Annotated in this window: 21 protein-coding genes; 8 read left to right on the forward strand and 13 right to left on the reverse strand. The window is 53.9% G+C overall.

Going from position 1 to position 21,658, the window contains the following annotated elements; translation table 11 throughout:
• The coding region (locus ACTIKR_RS14330; protein WP_442328176.1) for a M20/M25/M40 family metallo-hydrolase at positions 1-503 on the reverse strand (503 nt) is incomplete at its 3' end.
• Between the two features lie 476 nt (positions 504-979).
• Here ACTIKR_RS14330 and ACTIKR_RS14335 point away from each other — a divergent pair.
• Positions 980-1,102 carry a hypothetical protein gene (locus ACTIKR_RS14335; RefSeq protein WP_442328177.1) on the forward strand — a complete coding sequence of 41 codons (123 nt, stop codon included), beginning with the start codon at positions 980-982 and terminating at the stop codon, positions 1,100-1,102.
• 104 nt (positions 1,103-1,206) lie between these two features.
• Here the strand turns inward: ACTIKR_RS14335 and ACTIKR_RS14340 are convergent, their stop codons facing one another.
• The gene (locus ACTIKR_RS14340; protein ID WP_442328178.1) at positions 1,207-1,971 is read right to left on the reverse strand and encodes an alanyl-tRNA editing protein; all 765 of its coding nucleotides are present in this window, start codon (positions 1,969-1,971) and stop codon (positions 1,207-1,209) included.
• A gap of 312 nt (positions 1,972-2,283) precedes the next feature.
• Between ACTIKR_RS14340 and ACTIKR_RS14345 the strand changes: the two genes are divergently transcribed.
• Positions 2,284-4,233 (forward strand): PhoX family protein, encoded by a 1,950-nt coding sequence (locus tag ACTIKR_RS14345; RefSeq protein ID WP_442328179.1) that lies wholly within the window; start codon positions 2,284-2,286, stop codon positions 4,231-4,233.
• A 150-nt stretch (positions 4,234-4,383) separates the two neighbouring features.
• Here the strand turns inward: ACTIKR_RS14345 and ACTIKR_RS14350 are convergent, their stop codons facing one another.
• Positions 4,384-5,166 carry an IclR family transcriptional regulator gene (locus ACTIKR_RS14350; RefSeq protein WP_442328180.1) on the reverse strand — a complete coding sequence of 261 codons (783 nt, stop codon included), beginning with the start codon at positions 5,164-5,166 and terminating at the stop codon, positions 4,384-4,386.
• Positions 5,159-5,953 (reverse strand): IclR family transcriptional regulator, encoded by a 795-nt coding sequence (locus ACTIKR_RS14355; protein ID WP_442328181.1) that lies wholly within the window; start codon positions 5,951-5,953, stop codon positions 5,159-5,161. Before ACTIKR_RS14355 ends, ACTIKR_RS14350 begins: the two co-directional genes overlap by 8 nt.
• A gap of 160 nt (positions 5,954-6,113) precedes the next feature.
• On the opposite strand from ACTIKR_RS14355, the gene ACTIKR_RS14360 reads away from it, so the two are divergent.
• From ACTIKR_RS14360 to ACTIKR_RS14385, 6 genes are all read left to right on the forward strand, one after another.
• Positions 6,114-7,280 carry an acyl-CoA dehydrogenase family protein gene (locus ACTIKR_RS14360; RefSeq protein WP_442328182.1) on the forward strand — a complete coding sequence of 389 codons (1,167 nt, stop codon included), beginning with the start codon at positions 6,114-6,116 and terminating at the stop codon, positions 7,278-7,280.
• Between the two features lie 70 nt (positions 7,281-7,350).
• Positions 7,351-8,322 carry a Bug family tripartite tricarboxylate transporter substrate binding protein gene (locus ACTIKR_RS14365; RefSeq protein WP_442328183.1) on the forward strand — a complete coding sequence of 324 codons (972 nt, stop codon included), beginning with the start codon at positions 7,351-7,353 and terminating at the stop codon, positions 8,320-8,322.
• A gap of 20 nt (positions 8,323-8,342) precedes the next feature.
• The gene (locus ACTIKR_RS14370) at positions 8,343-9,305 is read left to right on the forward strand and encodes a Bug family tripartite tricarboxylate transporter substrate binding protein (protein WP_442328184.1); all 963 of its coding nucleotides are present in this window, start codon (positions 8,343-8,345) and stop codon (positions 9,303-9,305) included.
• An 18-nt stretch (positions 9,306-9,323) separates the two neighbouring features.
• The gene (locus ACTIKR_RS14375; RefSeq protein ID WP_442328185.1) at positions 9,324-10,481 is read left to right on the forward strand and encodes an acyl-CoA dehydrogenase family protein; all 1,158 of its coding nucleotides are present in this window, start codon (positions 9,324-9,326) and stop codon (positions 10,479-10,481) included.
• Between the two features lie 9 nt (positions 10,482-10,490).
• Positions 10,491-11,480: an acrylyl-CoA reductase family protein gene (locus ACTIKR_RS14380; RefSeq protein ID WP_442328186.1), complete on the forward strand. Its 990-nt coding sequence runs from the start codon at positions 10,491-10,493 to the stop codon at positions 11,478-11,480.
• A gap of 23 nt (positions 11,481-11,503) precedes the next feature.
• Positions 11,504-13,618 (forward strand): acetate--CoA ligase family protein, encoded by a 2,115-nt coding sequence (locus ACTIKR_RS14385; protein ID WP_442328187.1) that lies wholly within the window; start codon positions 11,504-11,506, stop codon positions 13,616-13,618.
• A gap of 1,015 nt (positions 13,619-14,633) precedes the next feature.
• On the opposite strand, the gene fdx is transcribed toward ACTIKR_RS14385, so the two are convergent.
• From fdx to ACTIKR_RS14430, 9 genes are all read right to left on the reverse strand, one after another.
• Entirely contained in the window at positions 14,634-14,975 is a 342-nt protein-coding gene (gene fdx, locus ACTIKR_RS14390; RefSeq protein ID WP_193086960.1) for an ISC system 2Fe-2S type ferredoxin, read from the reverse strand.
• Between the two features lie 24 nt (positions 14,976-14,999).
• Positions 15,000-16,862 carry a Fe-S protein assembly chaperone HscA gene (gene hscA / locus ACTIKR_RS14395; RefSeq protein ID WP_442328188.1) on the reverse strand — a complete coding sequence of 621 codons (1,863 nt, stop codon included), beginning with the start codon at positions 16,860-16,862 and terminating at the stop codon, positions 15,000-15,002.
• Between the two features lie 12 nt (positions 16,863-16,874).
• Positions 16,875-17,402: a Fe-S protein assembly co-chaperone HscB gene (gene hscB, locus ACTIKR_RS14400; protein ID WP_442328189.1), complete on the reverse strand. Its 528-nt coding sequence runs from the start codon at positions 17,400-17,402 to the stop codon at positions 16,875-16,877.
• 2 nt (positions 17,403-17,404) lie between these two features.
• Positions 17,405-17,728 (reverse strand): iron-sulfur cluster assembly protein IscA, encoded by a 324-nt coding sequence (iscA, locus tag ACTIKR_RS14405; RefSeq protein ID WP_442328190.1) that lies wholly within the window; start codon positions 17,726-17,728, stop codon positions 17,405-17,407.
• 5 nt (positions 17,729-17,733) lie between these two features.
• The gene (gene iscU / locus ACTIKR_RS14410; RefSeq protein ID WP_193086963.1) at positions 17,734-18,117 is read right to left on the reverse strand and encodes a Fe-S cluster assembly scaffold IscU; all 384 of its coding nucleotides are present in this window, start codon (positions 18,115-18,117) and stop codon (positions 17,734-17,736) included.
• A 20-nt stretch (positions 18,118-18,137) separates the two neighbouring features.
• On the reverse strand, positions 18,138-19,349 hold the full coding sequence (locus ACTIKR_RS14415) for an IscS subfamily cysteine desulfurase (protein ID WP_193086964.1): 1,212 nt from the start codon (positions 19,347-19,349) through the stop codon (positions 18,138-18,140).
• A 15-nt stretch (positions 19,350-19,364) separates the two neighbouring features.
• Positions 19,365-19,868, reverse strand: a complete 504-nt coding sequence (locus ACTIKR_RS14420; RefSeq protein WP_014750522.1) for a Fe-S cluster assembly transcription factor — start codon at positions 19,866-19,868, stop codon at positions 19,365-19,367.
• A 326-nt stretch (positions 19,869-20,194) separates the two neighbouring features.
• A complete protein-coding gene (locus ACTIKR_RS14425; RefSeq protein ID WP_193087240.1) occupies positions 20,195-20,686 on the reverse strand; it encodes a low molecular weight protein-tyrosine-phosphatase in 492 nt (163 codons plus the stop codon).
• A 301-nt stretch (positions 20,687-20,987) separates the two neighbouring features.
• On the reverse strand, positions 20,988-21,658 hold a 671-nt coding region (locus ACTIKR_RS14430), incomplete at its 5' end, for an MsnO8 family LLM class oxidoreductase (RefSeq protein WP_442328191.1).

Consider the following 21,658-nt stretch of genomic DNA (forward strand, 5'->3'; position numbering starts at 1 on the left):
CCCATACGCACGATCGCATCGGCGAGCAGTTCCTCAGTTTGCGGGTGGGCGCAACGCAGAATATCCTCTGACAAATGACCGCTGATGCCCCTGCTGCCAATGCATGACTGGCCCCACTCACTGGGCTCTTCCGCCAGAAAATCAATGACCTCAAGCGTATGATTCAACTGAATATTGCGTTCCTGCAGCGAGGCCACGCATTCTAGCCCGGCAACAACGCCGGCAACGCCATCAAAGCGTCCGCCACCTGGCACCGTATCGCTATGTGAACCCACAGCGATCACCCCGCTATTTTTGTCTGTACCGGCCAGTCTTCCGACGAGATTGCCGGCCGCATCCACGTGCACGACCATGCCCAGTTGTTGCATCCGCTCGGATATCCACTGACGGCCTTTCAGGAAAGTCTCGCTAAAGGAGCGCCTTGTATAAGGTAGCGCCGCATCCGTAATTGTGCCCAATTCCATCAGGGCATCCCAATAGCGCTGCTGATTGGCTTTCATCATAACCATAATCCTGCTGTTGAAAAGAGACGAATAAACGACCCGTGCGGGGCTTTGTTGTAACATTACTATCGCTGACTAGCTTGCCGTGGTTTTATTCTGTCTATAGTCAATCGTACCATCAACGTACAGACGTCAATTCGAAAGTTGTATCGACTGCTCGCCAACAGAAGCAAGACGCTCTTGAACAGATTAACGGCACTCCCTATCCCAATAGGGACAAACGGAAATAATTACTGACCCGCATCGGCGGGTTTTATTTTGCCCGCTTTCTCTGTACCCGACTGAAATTCGGCTTACAACTGAGCAATACACATTGACGTTGATCCTGTTTACTATATCGGCGAAATGAATAGGGAGGACTTTAATGAAAAAATTGCTTGTAATTATTGGTTTTCTGGCCATTTTTCTGACCGGTTGCGTGGTGCACGATCGCAATTATGGGTATCGTGATGGCTATCGCTACGGCGGGCCAAAGTATGAAAGAAAATACAACCATTACAGTCGTCATCGATACTATCGCCCGCGGTCCCACCACAGAGAATATCGCGGTCATCGGTCACACCACCGGCGCCATCACCGTGATTAATGTGTTTTGCTAGGGCGTCTGCTTCAATGGTTTTTATATTGCCTCAAGGGCTGGATTAATGCCCTCTTATGGCGTTAGATTTAAAACCAAGTTTGTTAGATTGTAGAGTGCAGACATTCAATGAAAGCGTGCCGTATCAAATACGGCATCAGGAAAACTGCAGCTCAAACGCTCTTTGCCCGATCCCAGGCTTTTGCGTTTCACCATCAGCCTGCCGACTGGCCCGGTACGGTCCAAATGGGTGCCGCCACAGGCAATCTGGTATTGCTCGCAATGCCAACTGCGCAAATCCGGTTCCTGCGGATGTGCGCTCATCGTGATGGCCGCATTGCGCAAAACCAGGTCATTGGCACAGGCTTGGATCTGACTGATCTGCTCCGGTGTAAAGCGCTCGGTTACGCCAAAGTCAAACCGTGCCCCGTCCATCCTGATATGGCAGCCCAGGGTGGCCTGCACGGCATCCGGCCGGATCATACCGACGGCCACGTAAAGGATATGAGACGCGGTATGACTGAGCATCAAGCGCGCTCTTCGATCCGTATCAATACGCGCCGTAACGCTGTCGCCAATATGCAGATCGCTTAAAAGTGACACATCATCCGGATGCACTTTGTGCCAGATGACGCCTCCGACCTGAACATCTGGAAACCCGGCAATCCCGGGCAAGTGTCCGTACATTTTTTTTGCGTCGATAAATCTCAGCACACGGCCATTGTCCAGCGTGATCGTGCCATGGTCCGCTTCCTGCCCGCCGCCTTCGGGGAAAGCCACCGTCACATCAAGCTCAACCATGTCGGCTTCAATTTTGATAATGCTGGCCTGGCAGTGGCTGGCATAACTATCTTCGTAATAGCGCTTGCGGGTCTGGCGATGGAATTTCATGATGGCTTGTTCACTGGGGCTATTGATTCTCAGTTTCTGACTTTACTCGAGCAAAATGCGACGCGAAAGCTGCATTGTGTCGGGCAAAACAAAAAAAGTGTGAAAATCTGCAAAATATACATTTATCCTATGCGTTTTACCTTGATTCAATGCAATTTTCGATCTATCCGCCGAATCCTAAGATGCGCCACCAGGTCAGGATAACAACCGACATCCCTCCCTGAAACCCCAATTTATTGTCAGCCAGCGTACGAATTCCTGTCATATTAAACCTGTAACATCTGTGCATTATCGTCAACAGGATCACGTCATATGAAATCCGCTCAATTCTCTCCTTCCCGTCGTCGCAGCCTGATGGCCCTGGCCAGTGCGCCAATGTTGCCGCTCACCACTGGCTTTCTGGGTAGCTTCGCCGGCTTTGCCACCGCCCAGACAGCCGACGCTGTGAAAAAAGCGTTTGCCTCTGCCGAGTTTATCGGCATGGCCGCACCCACGCTGGATAATCCTGCCGCGCTGGCTGACACCACAGTGGGCTCTTCCCTGAAAATAAACTGGGCCGACAATACCGACACCACGTTTGAACTTGCTTACAAGCCGTTCTTTCTGACCGGCGATAAAGTGCCCGACGGCAAAGGCGGCCAGATCATTGCAGGCGGCTACTTCGATATCAATAACAAGCCTATTATGGACACGTCCGTTGCCGGCAAAGAGCGCCAGATTTTCTCCGACAGCCCCGATGGCACGTCGCTGCTCAAGCTGGACGATGCCCAAGTCGAGGGCGTCAAAGGCAATACGGTATTTGCAGTGGTACAGTTCGAATACACCACCCGCAATCTGAATGGCGACGATATGTACGGCAAGCTGCCCTCTCCCATCGCCGTGCTCACCCTGGATCAGGATCCTGATACAGGGCACCTGTCGCTGGTGAAATATCACAATGTCGATACCTCCGGCGTCCATGGCCTGTGGATTACCTGTGGCGCGTCGCTCTCGCCATGGAACACGCATCTGTCCAGCGAAGAGTATGAACCGGATGCCTTCAAAGTGGCCAAAAACGACGAATTCAAAGGCTTCAGCAAGGCGCTGTTCGGCGACGAGAAAAAAGCCAATCCGTATCATTACGGCCATATGCCTGAAGTCACGGTCAACCCCGACGGCACTGCCACCATCAAGAAACATTACAACCTGGGCCGTATTTCTCATGAATTGATTCAGGTGATGCCGGACAAACGTACTGCATTGATGGGCGACGATACCAGCCACGGTGGCTTGTTCATGTTTGTTGCAGACAAAGAGGAAGACCTGTCTGCCGGTAACCTCTATGTTGCAAAATGGCACCAGACCAGCGGCGAAGGCCCCGGCTCGGCCGATCTGACCTGGATTCATCTGGGTCATGCGAGCAGCGACGAAATTGAAGCGCTGGCTGACAAGCTGGCGCCCGAAGACATCATGGAAGTGAAAACCGAAGACCCTAATGATGATTCCTTCAAGAAAATCGTCTTTGACAAGAAGGTCAACTGGGTCAAGCTGAAACCCGGCATGGAAAAAGCAGCCACTTTCCTGGAAACCCACCGTCACGCCGCAGTCGCCGGCGGCAGCATGGGCTTTTCAAAAATGGAAGGCACGACAGTTAACGCCAAAGACAAAATTGCCTACTCGGCCATGTCCTATGTGCGCGATTCCATGCTCGATGGCTCCAGCGATATCAAGGTTCAAGGCCCTTTTGCCGGTGCCATCTATGCGTTGAATCTGAAAGCCGGGCAGAAAGACAGCAATGGCAAAGAGATCAACAGCGAATGGGTTCCGGTCGACATGAAACCGCCCGCAGAACTGGTTGGTGAAGACCTGCAAACACCGGATGCACTGGGCAATCTGGCCAATGCCAATAAAATCGCCAATCCGGACAATATCAAGTTTTCTGAGAAATTGCGCACCCTGTTCATTGGCGAGGACAGCGGCACGCATGTTAACAATTTCCTGTGGGCCTACAACGTAGATACCAAGCAACTGGCACGCCTGCTGTCCTGTCCTGCTGGTGCCGAATCAACAGGCCTGCAATCGGTGGACGAGCTCAATGGCTGGACTTACATCATGAGCAACTTCCAGCACCCCGGTGACTGGGAAAAAGGCAAAGGCGGTAAACCTGGCCTGCACGACGTGGTCAAGGACACGGTCGCCCCGCTGATTGATGAAAAATATCATGATCGCTTCAGCGCCGCAGTAGGCTATCTGACTGGCAAGGAAAAAGCCGTCAAGCTTTAATTGCAAAGCAACCGGTTCGAAGCCGGCCATCGGAGCCTGTGCAATGCAGGTTTTGATGGCCGGCTTTTTTGCTGGCAATTACGGGAATGGCGGGTTTGCTAACTATCGATTAGCGTCGTTTTTTGCTCACAGCACTTACTGATTAAGCGCTCACAAACCAAGCGTATTTTGCACACTGTTGACCAGTACTTGCAACCGTTTTGGGATTTGCCTGTTGCGCTCGGCAAATGACCCATCAGTGATTGGGACACCGCAGTTTAGGACAAAAATATTGCCATCTATCGGCTTCGCAAAGGGAACCGCAAAGCCGAACGAATGCGGTACCCATTGCTGGTTATTCGAGCAATAACCATAGCGCTCGAATTCTCGATAAGTCGCGGCCAGACTGTGATGATGCGCCTTGTAGTGGTCTGACTGCTCCACCCGAATGCGATTCAGGGCTGCATTGCGCTCTTCTGCGCAGGCACGGCAAAGCCAGGCCTTGCCGGCGGCGGTTGACATCATGGGCAATGCGGCACCAATATCGGGATGAGCTTGCAGGGTTTCGTTGGCGCGCGATGTTTCCACATAAACCATATTACAACGATCCCGAATAACCAGTGAGACAGCCCCGTTGATCTCCAGCGCCAGCCGCAACATCAGAGGACGGGCAATCTGCCTTAACTGCAGGCTCGCAAGAAGTGGATAGCTCAATGTCAGTAGCGCCGGTCCCAGCAAATAGCGCCTGCCCTGCGGTGCGCGCCGCAAATATCCGAGCTGCACAAGCGTATGGGTCAGTCTGGCAATCGTGCTCGGAGACAGGCCGGTACGCACCGAAATCTGCTTATTTCCCAGCGTCGGCTCTCCTGATCTGAAGCAGGCAAGCACGTCAATTGCCTGAGCCAGCGTCGAGGCAAATTGCGGATCAGTGACTTTGCTATCGGGGTCAGTCATTATGTGCCTCCTGAAGCCGGCATTTATTTATTTCATCTACCATAGCAAGCAACGGGCGGGCTGCGACCGTCTCAATGGTTCTACCTTTGAGCCTTGATACTGGCACCCCGCAATTGAAGACCAGGTAGTCGCCGCCTACCGGATCGCGCAACGCCACCGCAACCGCGTGGACATCTGCCTGCCAGTCGCCATAAGAGAGGCAATAGCCTTTTGTGTTCCAGTCATGTCGGGCCCGCTCCCAGGCAGCACCATGCATCTGCAACTGCGACGCATCTTCGCTACGAATCTGATCCAGCACGCGTTCACGTATTTCCGAGGACGAATTCGCCAGCCAGGCGCGCCCCATTGCTGAGGCCAGCAATGGCAGGCGAGCGCCGATATCCGGCCGATAGCCGATCACCTCGTGACCTCGACTGGTTTCGATGTACACCATATGCAGCTTGTCATTCAGACCAAGCGACACAGATCCTTCGCAATGATCAGCCAGCGCCCGCATGTAGGGTCTTGCCATTTGACGCAAGCGAATGCCGCTAAGCATGGGATGTGCCAGCGACAGAATACCGGCCCCCAGACGGTATCGTCGCAACTGCACGTCGTACAGCAATAGCCCCTTGAGCGCAAGGGTATAGGTCAGCCGCGAAATGGTCGCTTTGGACAGGCCCGTCCGCTCAGCCAGCTCTTTGTTGCTGAGCGCGGGCTCTGCCATCCGGAAACACTGCAAGACCGACATGCCATGCGCTACGGTTGTCGCAAAACGGGGATCGCTGTGTCTATCTGTGTCTTTCATGCCGAGTGCCCAAAAAATACGGTTCACAATCGAAGTATATTAACTTTAAATTCAATATATCAAAATAATAATATCGTTATTAAATATAAATTGCTATGCTTTTACAACATTAGCACTATAACCATCACACCACCAACGAAAGCAGACAAGGAGCATCAATATGCTGCGGGATCCCGAGTCGTTCACCATGTTTTTAGATTCACTGCGACGTTTTGTACAAGAACGCCTGGTGCCACAGGAGAAGCACGTTGCACAATCCGACGAGGTTCCTGACGATGTTGTCAGGGACATGGCAAAGCAGAATATGTTCGGCTACTCGATACCCGAGGAATACGGCGGACTCGGTATGACAACGGAAGAACTGGTCCTTGCCGCGATGGAGCTATCCCAATGCTCAGTCGCATTTCGAGCACGTGTAGGCACCAATACCGGTATCGGATCCGAAGGGCTGGTGGCCGATGGCACACCCGAACAGAAGCAGCGTTATCTGCCGGAACTGGCCAGCGGACGAATGACTGGTTCTTTTGCCTTGACTGAACCCGAAGCCGGTTCAGATGCCACTGCATTGCAGACCACTGCAAGACGCGAAGGCGATCATTATGTGCTTAACGGCACAAAATGCTTTATTACCAATGCCCCGCTAGCCGACCTATTTACCGTGATGGCTCGCACCGATCCAGATAACCGCAAAGCAGGCGGTATTTCCGCATTTCTGGTAGAACGCAGCACGCCAGGCCTGACTACCGGGCAACCATACGAGAAAATGGGACAGGCCGGTTCACCCGTGTCGGAAGTGCATTTTGACAACTGCCGCGTTCCCGCGTCCAACCTGATTGGCGGCATAGAAGGCATGGGTTTCAAAACCGCCATGAAAGTGTTGAACAAACAGCGTATCCATCTGGCGGCGCTGTGTATTGGTCCGGCAATCCGCATGCTGGACGAAGCCATGCAGTTTGTGGGCAAACGCTCTCAGTTCGGTCAGCCTCTGATGAATTTTCAATTGATCCAGGCGATGATCGCCGATTGTAAAACTGACATTGAAACAGCAAAAGCGCTTGTGCTGCAAACGGCTCGAGAGCGCGACGACGGCAAGGACGTCACGATGAACGCATCCATTTGCAAATACTTTTGCTCGGAGATGTGCGGGCGGGTCGCCGATCGTTGCGTACAGATGTTTGGCGGCTATGGCTATATCGCTGACTTTGGCATAGAACGCTTCTACCGCGATGTACGGCTGTTCCGCCTGTATGAAGGAACCAGCCAGATTCACCAACTCAATATTGCCCGCCTGACATTGAAAAGCGCCGGCTTCGAACCCGCACGTTAAGGGCCCTGTTATTTTTCCATCGCAGTACCGCATTGCCTCGTCAGAAGGCACATTAACAACGGAGACTATCATGTTGAAAAGAACCATTGCCACGATTATTGCAACTGCCATACTCGGTATCGCGCCCGGCTTAGCCAGTGCCGCGTATCCCGACCAGCCGATCAGGCTGATTGTCCCATTTGCGCCAGGTGGGTCAACCGATATTTTGGGCCGGCTGCTTGCCGAAGCCATGCGTCCTGTTCTGGGCCAGGTGATCGTGGTCGAAAACAAACCCGGGGCAGGCGGCAATATTGGGGGGCATTTTGTCGCCAAAGCAAAGCCGGATGGCTATACGGTCCTTCTGGCAGCAGCGGGCCCAACGGTCATCAATCCCAGCCTGTACACAGAGATGAACTACAGCCCCGGCAAGGATCTTGTGCCCGTAACGGCATTGACCCGAGAACACAACCTGATGGTCGTCAATCCGGAAATCCCCGCCAAAAATCTCAAGGAGTTCATTACCTACGCAAAGAACCACCCGCAGACCCTGTCCATCGGCTCTCCAGGCGCGGGAAGTCCGGCACATCTGGCAGGCGAACTCCTGAATAAAATGGCGGGTCTGAAAATGCAGCATGTGCCCTACAAGGGGTCGGGCCCGGCGATTAGTGACCTGTTGGCCAACCATATCAATGTGATGATTGACAATATGCCGCCGCTGTTGCCCCATGTGCTTAGCGGAAAGCTTCACGCACTGGGCGTGCCCAGTTCAAAAAGAGCCGAGGCCCTGCCCAATGTTCCTACATTTGAAGAACAGGGTATCAATGGCTATGTCATCATGGCCTGGAAGGGCCTGATGGTACCCAAAGGCACTCCGGAGCCCATTGTCCGGGCTCTGCATGACGCGGCAATACAAGTGTTAAAGCGTCCCGACATTCGCAAGCGCCTGACCGAACTGGGGGCAGAGCCCGAAGGCAATACGCCAGAAGCCTTTGCGAAGCAGATCAGTGAAGAAACACGTTGGTGGGCCGATATGATCAAACAGACCAATGTCAGCGTCAATTAACAGACCGCCGGAGTCATGATATGAAAAACACGATTCTCCTCGTCGCCCTATCTGCAGCGACCGGGCTTCCTGCATTGGTGCAGGCCAATGGCTATCCGAACAAACCAATCACACTTGTTGTTCCGTACGCCGCCGGCGGCGGTACGGATACGGCGGCACGTATCATAGCCAAAAAGCTCGCCGGGAAACTGAAGCAGCCGGTTGTTGTCGAAAACAAGGCAGGTGGTGCGACGCAGATCGGCACCAGCTACGTGGTCCGTGCCAAGCCCGATGGTTATACCCTGCTAATGGGCACTGCAAACCTGGCTACCAATCCTGCATTTTATAAAACGCTACCCTATAACGTAAAAACAGATCTGACACCGGTCGTGCTGGCAACCGATGTGCCGGTTTACATCTTTACCAGCCCCAATGCCAGCGTCAAAAAGGTTCAGGACATTCGGACCCAAAGCAAACAAGGCAGGGCTTTATCTTATGCCACCGCGGGGGTTGGCAGCATTCCACATATGGCAGCTGAAATCTTCAATCGCAAAACAGGCCTGCATTTACAACATGTGCCATACAAGGGTAGCGCCGAAGCCGTCGTTGCGGCCGCCGGCAATCAGGTCCCCTTGAGTTTTGACAATCTGGCACCCGCTTACGGACAGGTGAAGGCAGGCCGCCTGGTGCCATTGGCCATCGCCGCCGACAAACGCAGCCCTGCCCTGCCGGATATACCAACGCTCAAGGAACTGGGCATCCCCGTGGTTGCGGCATCCTGGTGGGGCGTCCTTGCACCGGCCGGCACCCCGCCAGCGGTGATCCGCAAGTTGAATACACAGATTAACGACGTGGTCAAAGATAAATCGGTACAAGACTTTCTGCTTCAACAAGGTATTCACACCGTCGGCGGGACACCAGAACAATTTACGCGGTACATCCACGAGGAATCCGAAAAATGGCAAGCCATTGTTCGTGAGGCCGATCTGCATCTAGAAAATTGAACCAGGACATATTGACTTATGTTGGATGAAAAAAAAGAGTCCCTCAGGGATAAAGTCAGGCACTTTATCGATACGGTAGCGATACCCCTTGAGCACCCAGCGCTGGAAAAAAATGTTGCTCAACTGGATGCCGCCTGCAGGCAACTGCGTGCACAAGCCACGATAGCAGGTATCTACGGCCCGCAGTTACCCCGCGAATGGGGTGGGCTCGGCTTGAGCTGGATCGAATGCGCCGAGGTTTTTGAAGAGGCGGGTCGCGGCATGCTCGGTCCGCTTGCGCTCAATTGCGCGCCACCGGATCAGCCGAATATGCTGACCCTGCTGCATCTTGGCACCGAAGAACAAAAACAGGCCTACCTCGGACCACTGACCCGCGGTGAAAAGCGTGCGTGTTTTGCCATGACCGAGCCGGCGCCCGGCGCAGGTTCTGACCCCAATATGTTGCAAACCAAGGCAACACGGAGCACAAACGGCTGGCTGATCAATGGGCACAAAAAATTCATCAGTGGCGGCGTTGCTGCCGATTTCGCCATTGTCCCCGCAAAAACGAACGAGGGTGTGACGCTGTTTATCGTTCCCACTAACACGCCTGGCTATCGTGTCACCCGGGATATCGCGACCGTCACCGGTTACCAAATTGGCGGGCATGCAGAAATCCTGCTTGACAACTGCCATGTCCCTGATAGCGCCGTGCTGGGCCAGATTGGCATGGGGATGAAGCACATTCAACTGCGCCTGGAACCGGCTCGTCTTTCACATTGCATGCGATTTATCGGCCGGGCCAGGCGTGCCCTGGAAATTGCGCAAGACTATGTGCAGACAAGAGACGCCTTTGGTAACCGTTTATCGGACCTGCAGCAGATTCAAGCCATGATTGCCGACTCCCATATAGATCTGCATGCGAGCCGGCTCATGACACGGGAATGCGCCACGCTAATGGATCAGCATACGTCGGTAAAAAATGAATCTGCAATGACAAAGATATTCGTATCGGAAGCTGTCGGCCGGGTTGCCGATAGATGCGTACAGATGATGGGCGCGCTTGGCGTATCGGATGACACCGTTGTGTCGTGCATTTGGCGCGAAGCACGTCCGTTTCGCATTTACGATGGTGCCAATGAGCTGCACCGCGCGTTCCTGGCACGTCGTATTTTACAGTCGTCCACCACTCCATAAGGAAACAGCATGACTTCATTCTCAGCCTTTCGCCTGGAAATTCCGGGTGCGCAGACGCCGCCCGAAAGTCATATCCGGCAACTGCAGGTTGATGACCTGTCGCCAGGCGACACCGTCATCAAAGTGGCTTTCGCCGGGGTGAACTATAAAGATGCACTCGCTGCAAACGGTCAGGGAAAAATTGTCCGGGATTATCCACGCATCAGTGGCATTGATTTGAGCGGGCACGTTGTCTCATCTGCGAACGGCCAACTGAAAGAAGGAGATCCTGTGGTTGTCCACGGCTTCGGACTGGGTGTCGAGCACGACGGCGGGCATGCACAGTATGCGCGTGTGTCGTCCGACTGGGTTCTGCCCTTGCCTGCCGGACTCAGCCTGCGCGAGGCAGCGACGCTTGGCGCTGCCGGATACACTGCGGCACTGGCACTGCACTGGATGGAGATGTGCGGATTATGCCCCGATCAAGGCGAAATCGCTGTCACCGGTGCGACAGGTGGCGTCGCCAGCATTGCGATTGACATATTAAATCATTGCGGCTATCAGGCGGTCGCCATCACCGGCAAGCACGCGGCGCATGATTATCTCAAAAAGCTTGGTGCGGCCAGAGTGATGGCGGTTCCCGATCTTGCACCGAACGGACCGCTTGCTTCCGGCCAGTGGGCCGGTGCCATTGACTCGGTGGGCGGCCCGGTCCTGGCCTGGCTGCTCCGAACAACAAAACCGGAAGGCATTATCACCGCCTTCGGCAACGCTGGTGGTGCCAGCCTTTCTACCAGCGTATTTCCTTTCATTCTGCGAGGAGTCAAGCTGCTGGGTATCAACGCGGGCGGCCCGATGGCGCTGCGCAGGGAAATCTGGGACAAGCTGGCTACGGTCTATCGTCCCGATCATCTGGATGATATCTGCCAGGTGGTATCACTGCGCAGCCTGCCACAGGTGACGAAACAAATGCTGGAACGCAAGACAACCGGTCGCAATGTCATTGACATGGCACTTTGAAGCCCCTAGTTGATATGCTTAATATGAATACATGCCAGACACTGAACTCTCTGTTTTCGCCCAAGAGCATTGCCATTCTGGGCGCGTCCAATACGGCCGGTAAATCGGGGGCCGTACCCATTGCGCTTCTTCTTGAGGCCGGATATGCCGGAAAAATTTATCCGGTTAACCCCAGGCAGGATACGATTTACGACCTGCCCTGCCATGCCTGTCTGAGCGATATCGACGATGCGATTGACCTTGTCATTGTTGCCGTCCCCGCCGCCCATGTACTTGCTGCTCTTGAAAAATCCCGGCCTGGGCAGATTAGCAACGCAGTGATCTTCAGCTCCGGATTTGCCGAGGTGGGAGATGCCGGCTTTCAATTGCAACAACAGCTTCGTGCCTTTGCGCAGGAGCGGCACATACGGTTGCTGGGACCGAACTGTCTTGGCTTTATCAATGTTCGCACTCATACCTATGCAACCTTCTCCCCTGCTCCGCTCAACGGCCGGTTGCCGGCGGGCGACGTCGGCATGGTCACTCAAAGCGGCGCTTTCGGCGCGTATGCCTATTGCCTGGCACGCGAACGCCATCTCGGCCTGTCATGCTGGATCAGTACCGGAAACGAAAGCGATCTTGATGTTGCCGATTGCATCCAATGGCTGGTCGACGACCCCGATACCAACGTTATCATGGCCTATATCGAAGGCTGCAAAAATGGCGACAAACTCAAGCGTGCACTGGCGGCAGCAAATAATGCCAGCAAGCCTGTGGTTGTGACCAAAATCGGCAGGACAAACTCGGGGGCTCTGGCTGCCGCCTCGCATACCGCGGCGCTCGCCGGTGATGATGCGGTTTATGACGCGCTGTTCAAACAGTACGGCGCAATTCGGGCCTACACAATTGAAGAATTTTTCAACGTGGGACAGGCGCTGAGCAAATGGCCTCGCCGTTCGGCCAACCATAACCTGGCCATTATTTCCATATCCGGCGGTGTCGGCGCACTGATGGCCGATGAAGCAGATGAACATAGGCTGAACCTGCCAACGCCGCCTGATGAAGTGAAAGCCAGGCTACTGGCCCGTATTCCGTTTGCAGGTGCGAATAATCCTGTCGATGTGACCGGCCATGCGCTGACCGACCTGTCTATCCTTCTGGATACCAGCCGCGATCTGCTTTCGACTGGCAACTACGGCGCCTTGGCCATTTTTCTGGCGGCAGCCGGATCTTCGGAAACACTGTGGCCCTATTTGCAGGAATTGGTCAGCGTGCTTCATACTGAGTACCCTGATATACCGCTGACGATCAGCGCCCTGCTACCACCCGAACGCAAAAACGTGCTGCAACAAAGCGGGTCGATGGTGTTTGCTGATCCAAGCGTGGCAATCCGTACCCTTTCCAGAATCATGCGTCACCGGCCGGCAATGATCCCGGCAGTGACTGACGAACAGTCTTCTGTGAGTCCGCCCGAAGGCGTCGGCGCGCTAAATGAAGCAGACTCATTGGCACTGCTGAACAATGCCACAATCCCGGTCATCCCGTTTGCCGTTGCAAACTCAGCGTCTGAAGCACAAGCCATTGCCCGCCGGTGGAATAGTCCGGCCGTGATGAAAATTGTATCGGCCGACATCCTGCACAAAAGCGATGTGGGCGGCGTCAAGCTTGGCATCAAAGGCGACCAAGCAGTCTCACACGCCTACGACGACATATTATCGTCTGTGCAATCTAAAATGCCGCAGGCGAAAATTGACGGCGTACTGGTTGCACCCATGCGCAATGGGGGTATCGAGTGCATTATGGGCGTGCATCGTGACGCTGTTTTCGGCCCCGTCGTCATGTTCGGGCTGGGAGGCATTTTTGTAGAAATCCTGAAAGATGTGAGTTTTCGCCTTGCTCCGTTCGACCGTGGGCAAGCCCTTTCAATGATTCAGGAAATTCGGGCAACAGCATTGCTTTCTGGCGCCAGAGGTCAGGGCCCGGCGGATATTGCGGCACTTGCCGACACACTGGTCGCTCTCTCTAGACTAGCTTATGAGCAGCGTGAGTATATTGAGTCAATCGATATCAATCCGATTCTTGCATTACCTGAAGGACAAGGGGTACTGGCACTGGATGGCGTCATTATTCGCAATCGAACTGCTCAACCGGTGAACTGAGTCGGACTGCGCTACGCCGGCCGAAGGTCCACCCAGAAGCGCTCAATTGCATGCCTGCTTCGGCTGTTTAGAAGGACACTGGTTCATTGAATGCAAAAATGCCGAACCAGCATTCGTGAACCGACATTGGCATGCCATACAGGCTAGTCCTGCATGACTGATATCTGGCATTCGGCAGCGTCGGCACTCGTTGCCAGCCTCTCCAATCCTGCCACGAGGCTGACTGCTAATAAATTTTCACCTGCGGTGGCCTTTTTCTTGATCCGTGTCAATTCGATTTCGCATCACATGCGTCATACTTGGGTACTTGCAGCATGGTCATTCCGGCCTGCACTTGCCGCAACTTAATGGTCTTGCCAACGCACAAGCCAAGACCGCTTTCGGATTTTTAATCAAACGCTGCATAGGACGCTGTCCCGGCAAGACAGGTGCATCCTTCACATCAACGTTGAGAGCAAAAGACGACTATATGAGCCCGAATCAACCCAACAGGAATGTGAGTAAACCAGGCTCAGGGGTGGCCCATGAGGTTTAAAGCGTGGGCTATGTTTGTATTACTGCTGTTTGTGATTTGCCGGGCATTGGCCACCGCTACGCCTCCAGTCCGCACAAATCCGCAGGTGCTCCCGCCTACAATGGTCACAGGCCTGCTGGGCGTCATCTACCCCCATATTATTTTGAAGCAACCCGCTTTTGAAATGATCCTCTTATGAGGTGATTCATTTTCAAAATGATCCGTTTCTGAAGCAATCCATTTTTGGAATAATCACCCATAGTCCGCTATGCAGCTGGCACCGCAGGTCATGTCATGATCTTGCCAAAAATCAACATTCTTCGACACTACGGCTGACTTTGAACGCCTTGGAATCACCTTGAATCACCTCGCGCGACCCTACAGGCAAGTCACCATGCCAAGGCGTGGCACAGCGCGCCCAGAATAAAAAACGCCCCTGAAAATCACAAATGGATTCAGGGGCGTTCCTGGTCAGCTGGCAAGGCAGCTAGCGGCTACCTGTCAGTGGTTTTCCTTGGCATGATTGATAGTGTACTTGGGAATTTCCACAATCAGATCCTGATCGGCCACCATTGCCTGACATGACAATCGCGATACCGGGGTCAGCCCCCAGGCTTTATCCAGCAAGTCTTCCTCGTCGTCAGTGGCTTCTTCCATTGAATTGAAACCTTCCTTGATCACGACGTGGCAGGTGGTGCAGGCACAGGACAGTTCGCAGGCGTGTTCGATCTCAATATGATTGTCTAGCAAAATCCTGCAAATGGATGTGCCTTCTGGTGCATCGTTAATGACGGCGCCTTCCGGGCAGACATCGGGATGCGGCAATACGGTAATCTTGGGCATAAACTTGGGTCCGTTATGAGATCGTTAAGCGATATCGTTAAGCGATTTGCCGGCGAGCGCATCGCGAATGCTTCTGTCCATGCGACGAGCAGCAAAATCTTCGGTGGCCTTGGCCAACCGGTCAGTGGCGTCACGCCAATCGACTATATCATCGGTATCGGACAGACCCGATAGCGATTGAATGTGCTCGGAAATGTCGCGAATTTCCTCTTCGCTCAACAGGTCACGGTCTTTTTCCATGGCGGCCTTGACTGAGTCGATCAACTGGCGTGCATCTACCTGCTGTTCGCGCAGCATGCGCTGCTCTGAATCTTCGCCGGCATTCTGCATGCTTTCCTGCAACATGGCGGTAATCTGTTCGTCGGTCAAACCATAAGAGGGTTTGACGGTAATCTGCGATTCTTTGCCGGTGCTTTGCTCAGCCGCGTTGACACTGAGCAGTCCATCCGCATCCACCTGGAAAGTCACGCGGATGCGCGCTGCACCGGCCACCATCGGTGGGATGTCACGCAGTTCAAAACGCGCCAATGAGCGACAATCGGTGACCAGATCGCGTTCGCCCTGCAACACATGGATGCTCATGGCGGTCTGCCCATCCTTGTAGGTCGTAAATTCCTGTGCGCGGGCTACTGGAATGGTGCTGTTGCGTGGAATGATTTTCTCGACCAGGCCGCCCATGGTTTCCAAACCCAGCGACAGCGGCGTCACGTCCAGCAGCAGCCAATCTTCGCCAGGGGCGCGGTTGCCTGCCAGCAAATGCGCCTGGCGCGCTGCGCCAAGCGCCACGACTTTGTCCGGATCCAGATCAGTCAACGGTTGCTGATTGAAATACTCGCGCACGCGGTTACGCACGACCGGCATACGAGTCGCACCGCCAACCAGCACCACGCCATTGATCTGTTGCAGGGTAAGCCCGGCACTGTGCAGCACGTCGTCTACCAGCGTCAGCGTCCGTGTAATCAGATGACGGCTGATGTTTTCGAAATGGTTTTGGGGGAACATCTGGTCAATATTCAGGCCATTGGACAATGACACCTCAAAGGCAGCCTTGGTGGCGCCGGAGAGTTTTTCCCGCATCTGACGCGCGCGGCTGAGCAAAAGCCGGCGATCCGCGACAGTCAGTTGCTCCTGGCTGTGGTGCTTCATGATATCGGCCACTATGGCTTCGTCAAAATCGTCGCCACCCAGTTGCGTGTCACCACCAGTGGCAACCACTTCAAACACGCCTTTGCTCAGGCGCAGTATGGATATATCAAATGTGCCGCCGCCCAGATCGTACACAGCGAACATCCCTTCGGAGGCATTATCCAGCCCATAGGCAATCGCTGCCGCTGTCGGTTCGTTCAGCAGGCGCAATACGTTCAGGCCCGCCACGCGTGCGGCATCGCGGGTTGCCTGACGCTGTGTATCGTCAAAATAAGCCGGCACGGTGATGACCGCACCCACCAGATCGTCGCCCAGCACATCTTCGGCACGCTGACGCAATTTGGCCAGGATCTGCGCCGAGACATCTACCGGTGTTTTGTCACCCTGGCGAGTACGAATGCGCACTGTACCCTCGCCTGGAGAAAACTCATAGGGCAATTTCATGCTGATCGCTTCGTCATAGGAGCGGCCCATAAGCCGTTTGACGGAAACCAGCGTGTTCAACGGATCGGTGTTTTGCTTGCGAACGGCCGGGTAGCCAATTTCCACGCCCTGGTCATCCAGGTATCGCACAACAGACGGTAACAGCTCTTTGCCGTTCTCGTCGGCCAGGACTTCGGGAATGCTGTTGCGCACTGCGGCAACCAGCGAGTGGGTCGTGCCTAGATCAATACCAACAGCGAAACGACGTTGATGGGGGACCGGAGAGTCTCCGGGTTCGGAAATCTGTAAGAGTGCCATGCTTTGAAAATTCTATTTAGGTTGACGCAACAACGCTTTGGCGTCCTGATGGATTTTCGAAATGAACATGCCTTCGCGCACTTTTGCGGTTGCCGCCGGGATGTCCTTCTGGACATCGAGCAGCGTTTGCAACTGCGCATACAAGTCGGTCTCGGCCTGCTCCAGCGTGTGCAAAAATTCGCGCACGCGCTGTGCATCAGGCCGGTCGCGTAACTCATCCAGCGCTTCGTGCCACTCCATCTGTGCCATCAGAAATTGCGGGGCCATGGCCGTATTGTTTTCGGCGCCAATGTCGGCCCCTGCCCGTTCACACAAATAGCGTGCCCGCGCCAGCGGATTTTTGAGGACCTGATAGGCTTCGTTGATGCGCGATGACCATTGCATGGCGATCCGTTTCTCGGCAGCCGATGCTGTGGAGTAACGGTCGGGATGCACCCTGGCAGACACGATTTTCCATGTCTGTTCCAGGTCGGGCAATGACACGGCGAACTGCTCAGGTAAACCGAATAACGAGAAATGCGATGCTGCCTGCTCTGTCACGTTTACACCGTAAATGATTCGCCGCAGCCGCAGGCTGCTTTTTCATTGGGATTGGTGAATTTAAAACCTTCATTCAATCCCTCGCGGGCATAATCAAGCTCGGTGCCGTCGATATAGGGCAGGCTTTTCGCTTCTACGAAGACTTTCACACCGTGGCTTTCAAATACTTCGTCAGCCACATCCGGTTCGTCAACATATTCAAGTTTGTACGCCATACCGGAACAGCCGGTAGTGCGTACACCCAGGCGCAGACCAATCCCCTTACCACGCTTTTGGAGGTAGCGTTCAATGTGTTGCGCCGCTTTCGGAGATAAGGTAATTGCCATTGTGCTTAACCTGTATGTTTGTCTTTGTAATCCTGAACTGCCGCCTTGATGGCGTCTTCAGCCAGAATAGAGCAGTGAATTTTCACCGGTGGCAGTGCCAGTTCTTCGGCAATTTGCTTATTGCGAATGTCCAGCGCCTGATCCAGCGTCTTGCCTTTTACCCATTCGGTAACCAGCGAACTGGAGGCAATGGCAGAACCGCAGCCATAGGTTTTAAAGCGTGCGTCTTCGATCACGCCGTCCTGGCTGACCTTGATCTGCAGTTTCATCACATCGCCACAAGCCGGAGCGCCAACCATACCGGTACCGATAGACTCGTCGCCTTTCTCGAACGAACCTACGTTACGAGGATTTTCATAGTGATCAAGAACTTTGTTGCTGTATGCCATGATAATTTCTCCTGAAACTGTTAATGCGCTGCCCACTGAACACTGTCCAGATCGATGCCTTCCTTGGCCATTTCCCACAGGGGAGACATATCGCGCAGTTTGTCGACCCGGGACTTGATGAGTTCGACAGCGTAATCGATTTCTTCTTCGGTTGTGAAGCGACCGATGGTAAATCGGATGGAACTGTGTGCCAATTCGTCATTGCGACCCAGCGCACGCAGTACATAAGATGGCTCAAGGCTGGCAGAGGTACAGGCAGAACCACTGGATACGGCCAGCTCCTTGATTGCCATGATGAGCGACTCACCTTCCACGTAATTGAAGCTGACGTTCAGGTTATGCGGCACGCGTTTTTCCATATCGCCGTTCAGATACACTTCTTCAATCGAGGACAACCCATTCCACAAGCGATCACGCAACGCACGAATACGTTCGCTTTCGGTATGGCTTTTTTCCTTGGCCAGGCGGAACGCTTCACCCATGCCCACGATCTGGTGGGTCGCGAGCGTGCCGGAACGGAATCCTCGTTCATGACCGCCACCATGGATTTGCGCTTCAATGCGAATGCGCGGTTTGCGACGGATGTACAGGGCGCCGATACCTTTGGGGCCGTTTGTTTTGTGCGCTGAAAAGGACATCAGGTCCACTTTCAGCGTGGCCAGATCAATATCTACCTTGCCGGTAGCCTGGGCTGCGTCCACGTGGAAAATGATGCCTTTTTCACGGCACAGCTCACCGATGGCAGGAATGTCCTGGATGACGCCAACTTCATTATTCACGAACATGACTGAAATCAGTATGGTATCGGGGCGAATGGCCGCCTTCAGAACGTCCATATCGATCAGGCCGTTGTCCTGGACGTTCAGGTAGGTCACTTCAAACCCCTGACGCTCCAGTTCCCGCATCGTATCGAGCACAGCCTTGTGCTCGGTTTTCACTGTAATCAGGTGCTTGCCACGTTCTTTGTAGAAATTGGCGGCGCCCTTGATCGCCAGGTTATTTGATTCTGTTGCGCCGGATGTCCACACGATTTCACGTGGATCGGCGTTGACCAGATCAGCTACCTGCTTTCTGGCGTTTTCGACAGCCTCTTCTGCTGTCCAGCCAAAAGAGTGACTACGCGAGGCGGGGTTGCCAAACTCTTCATAAAGCCATGGCACCATTTTCTCAACTACCTCAGGATCTACCGGGGTGGTCGCTGAATAGTCCAGATAAACGGGTAATTTAAGCATTCTATACTCCACTGATTAAGCGATAACAGATGCCAGGGCATCAGGTGTCTTTTTCATTTGTACAACTGGGGAATCGGTCTGGTGCTCAAGCTGGCGCATGCGCTGCTGATCGACCAGATCCTGCAGGGAAACCGAGTCCAGATAATCCACAACAGTACGATTCAATCGGGTCCACAGGTCGTGCGTCATGCATTTGCCGCTGAGTGACCCGTTCTTGCCGGTTGAACAGTCTGTCTTGCTGCCACAGCTGGTGGCGTCGATGGGCTCGTCAACCGCAAAAATAATGTCTGCAATGGTGATTTCGCGGGCGAACTTGGCCAGGGTGTAACCCCCGCCGGGTCCGCGCACACTGTCGACCAGTTCGTGACGACGCAGCTTGCCAAACAACTGTTCCAGATAGGACAGGGAAATATTCTGCCGCTGGCTGATTGCCGCAAGGGTAATTGGCCCGCCATTCTGGCGCAGAGCGAGATCAATCATGGCGGTAACAGCGAAACGACCTTTTGTAGTAAGACGCATAGCGAATCCTTTGCCAATAAACCTAGTAATTTACTCAAGTATAGCAAAATCCCTAGTAAATTACTAGGGATTAATGCGATGCAATAAAAAGGTGTTGCGAAATGCCCGTACAGGGAGAGGAAATGCCGGCTGGGGAGTCAATAGACAGGAAGACAAACAGGTTGAAACTGCTTTTCCCGTCGTTGAGTAACCGGGCATAAAACCCGGGGGTGTCAGATTGACTGCTTACCCCCTGGACCGCAAGCGCTACCGGTTCGGTGTTCGGCGCGAGACGGCCCGTATGCAAGGTGTCAGAGCCCTGAGCGTGCAGTGATACTACATAAGCCTTAAGCCGCCTGATATTGCTTGACGCGCTTGCTGATGATCTCGAACACGCCCTGACAGGCGTCTTCGAGGTAGTCGAGCATACGTGTGAAGCTGTCCAGACCACCATAATAGGGATCCGGCACCGTCGCCTCTTCGTAGTCGTTGGCAAATCGCATAAGCAGCATCAGCTTGTGCTGTTGCGGCTTCGGACAAAGTTGCTGCAAATACGACAGATTATCCCAATCCATTGCAAGAATCAGATCGAACTCCTTGAAATCATTGGGAGTGACCTGTCGGGCGCGGCATTGGGAAATATCGTAGCCGCGCTTTCTTGACACCAATTGGGCACGACCGTCCGGAGGATCACCAATATGGTAGTCCTGAGTTCCGGCCGAATCTGTCGTGATGGAGTCCTGTAAGCCCGCCTCTTCGACAAGGCGACGAAAGACCCCCTCCGCAGCGGGAGAGCGACAAATATTGCCCATGCATACAAAAAGAACTTTAGTGACCATAGCCATATAGTGTGATGGAAAACCCTAAGAAAGGCAAGAGTTATTTACGTTTCAATACGAGTTATATAGAGATTTTTTCTTAAAAATCAAGATGCTAAGACCCATGAATCGAATTGCATGAGGATACCTAAATCATACACGCTTTAAATTCAAGTGAAAATAGCCCAAAGCCAAATATTTAGTGCGCAGCACAACTTTCATGCAATCTTTGCACCAAAATAGCGCATAGATGAAAAACAGTTGTTGCAATGCACACAAATTGCCAGGCTCGCCTGCATGCGGCGAGCCCGATGAGTTGAACTCAGGCGTTTATATTGACGTTTGGGTTGAATACGGGCGCCGTCAGGGCCAGGGAGGTCAGCCTGGCCTGCACGTCATATATGCGCGACGTGATCATCAGCTCATTGACGCCGGTGGCCTCAATGAAGCGCTCTATGCCATGTTGTACAGTGGCGGGCGATCCGACCATGGAATAAGCCAGCTTCTGCTCGACACTAGCCTTTTCCATGGGCGTGACCAACGCATCGATATTGTCAACCGGAGGCGGCATTTTGCCCGGCTTGCCCCGGAACAGCTGCACCGAAGCCAGCTGCATGGAAGTATAGTGAAACCGGGCCTCTTCGTCCGTATCGGCGGCAATGACGTTGATACAGGCCACCGCATACGGCTTTTCCAGATAGGCAGATGGCTGGAACATGGTCCGGTAGACCGACAATGCGGGCATCAGATCGGTAGGCGCAAAATGCGATGCAAATGCAAAGGGCAGGCCCAGGTGCGCCGCCAGTTGGGCGCTATACAGACTGGAGCCCAGCAGCCACAAGGGGACACGCAATCCGGTGCCCGGCACCGCCCGCACAGCCTGTCCTGGTCGCGCATCTTCAAAATAGGCCTGCAATTCCTGAACATCTTCAGGAAATCGCTCTGCGGCAGCATGGATGTCACGCCGCAATGCCCGGGCCGTTGTCATATCCG

This window comes from Advenella sp. (assembly GCF_052108595.1).
Lineage (GTDB): Bacteria > Pseudomonadota > Gammaproteobacteria > Burkholderiales > Burkholderiaceae_B > Advenella.

Bases quoted from the DNA above. Each gene is read 5' to 3' on its own strand.
- ACTIKR_RS14335 (WP_442328177.1), top strand. From the start codon at position 980: ATGAAAGAAAATACAACCATTACAGTCGTCATCGATACTATCGCCCGC.
- ACTIKR_RS14340 (WP_442328178.1), bottom strand. From the start codon at position 1,971: ATGAAATTCCATCGCCAGACCCGCAAGCGCTATTACGAAGATAGTTAT.
- ACTIKR_RS14345 (WP_442328179.1), top strand. From the start codon at position 2,284: ATGAAATCCGCTCAATTCTCTCCTTCCCGTCGTCGCAGCCTGATGGCC.
- ACTIKR_RS14350 (WP_442328180.1), bottom strand. From the start codon at position 5,166: ATGACTGACCCCGATAGCAAAGTCACTGATCCGCAATTTGCCTCGACG.
- ACTIKR_RS14355 (WP_442328181.1), bottom strand. From the start codon at position 5,953: ATGAAAGACACAGATAGACACAGCGATCCCCGTTTTGCGACAACCGTA.
- ACTIKR_RS14360 (WP_442328182.1), top strand. From the start codon at position 6,114: ATGCTGCGGGATCCCGAGTCGTTCACCATGTTTTTAGATTCACTGCGA.
- ACTIKR_RS14365 (WP_442328183.1), top strand. From the start codon at position 7,351: ATGTTGAAAAGAACCATTGCCACGATTATTGCAACTGCCATACTCGGT.
- ACTIKR_RS14370 (WP_442328184.1), top strand. From the start codon at position 8,343: ATGAAAAACACGATTCTCCTCGTCGCCCTATCTGCAGCGACCGGGCTT.
- ACTIKR_RS14375 (WP_442328185.1), top strand. From the start codon at position 9,324: ATGTTGGATGAAAAAAAAGAGTCCCTCAGGGATAAAGTCAGGCACTTT.
- ACTIKR_RS14380 (WP_442328186.1), top strand. From the start codon at position 10,491: ATGACTTCATTCTCAGCCTTTCGCCTGGAAATTCCGGGTGCGCAGACG.
- ACTIKR_RS14385 (WP_442328187.1), top strand. From the start codon at position 11,504: ATGAATACATGCCAGACACTGAACTCTCTGTTTTCGCCCAAGAGCATT.
- fdx (WP_193086960.1), bottom strand. From the start codon at position 14,975: ATGCCCAAGATTACCGTATTGCCGCATCCCGATGTCTGCCCGGAAGGC.
- hscA (WP_442328188.1), bottom strand. From the start codon at position 16,862: ATGGCACTCTTACAGATTTCCGAACCCGGAGACTCTCCGGTCCCCCAT.
- iscA (WP_442328190.1), bottom strand. From the start codon at position 17,728: ATGGCAATTACCTTATCTCCGAAAGCGGCGCAACACATTGAACGCTAC.
- iscU (WP_193086963.1), bottom strand. From the start codon at position 18,117: ATGGCATACAGCAACAAAGTTCTTGATCACTATGAAAATCCTCGTAAC.
- ACTIKR_RS14415 (WP_193086964.1), bottom strand. From the start codon at position 19,349: ATGCTTAAATTACCCGTTTATCTGGACTATTCAGCGACCACCCCGGTA.
- ACTIKR_RS14420 (WP_014750522.1), bottom strand. From the start codon at position 19,868: ATGCGTCTTACTACAAAAGGTCGTTTCGCTGTTACCGCCATGATTGAT.
- ACTIKR_RS14425 (WP_193087240.1), bottom strand. From the start codon at position 20,686: ATGGTCACTAAAGTTCTTTTTGTATGCATGGGCAATATTTGTCGCTCT.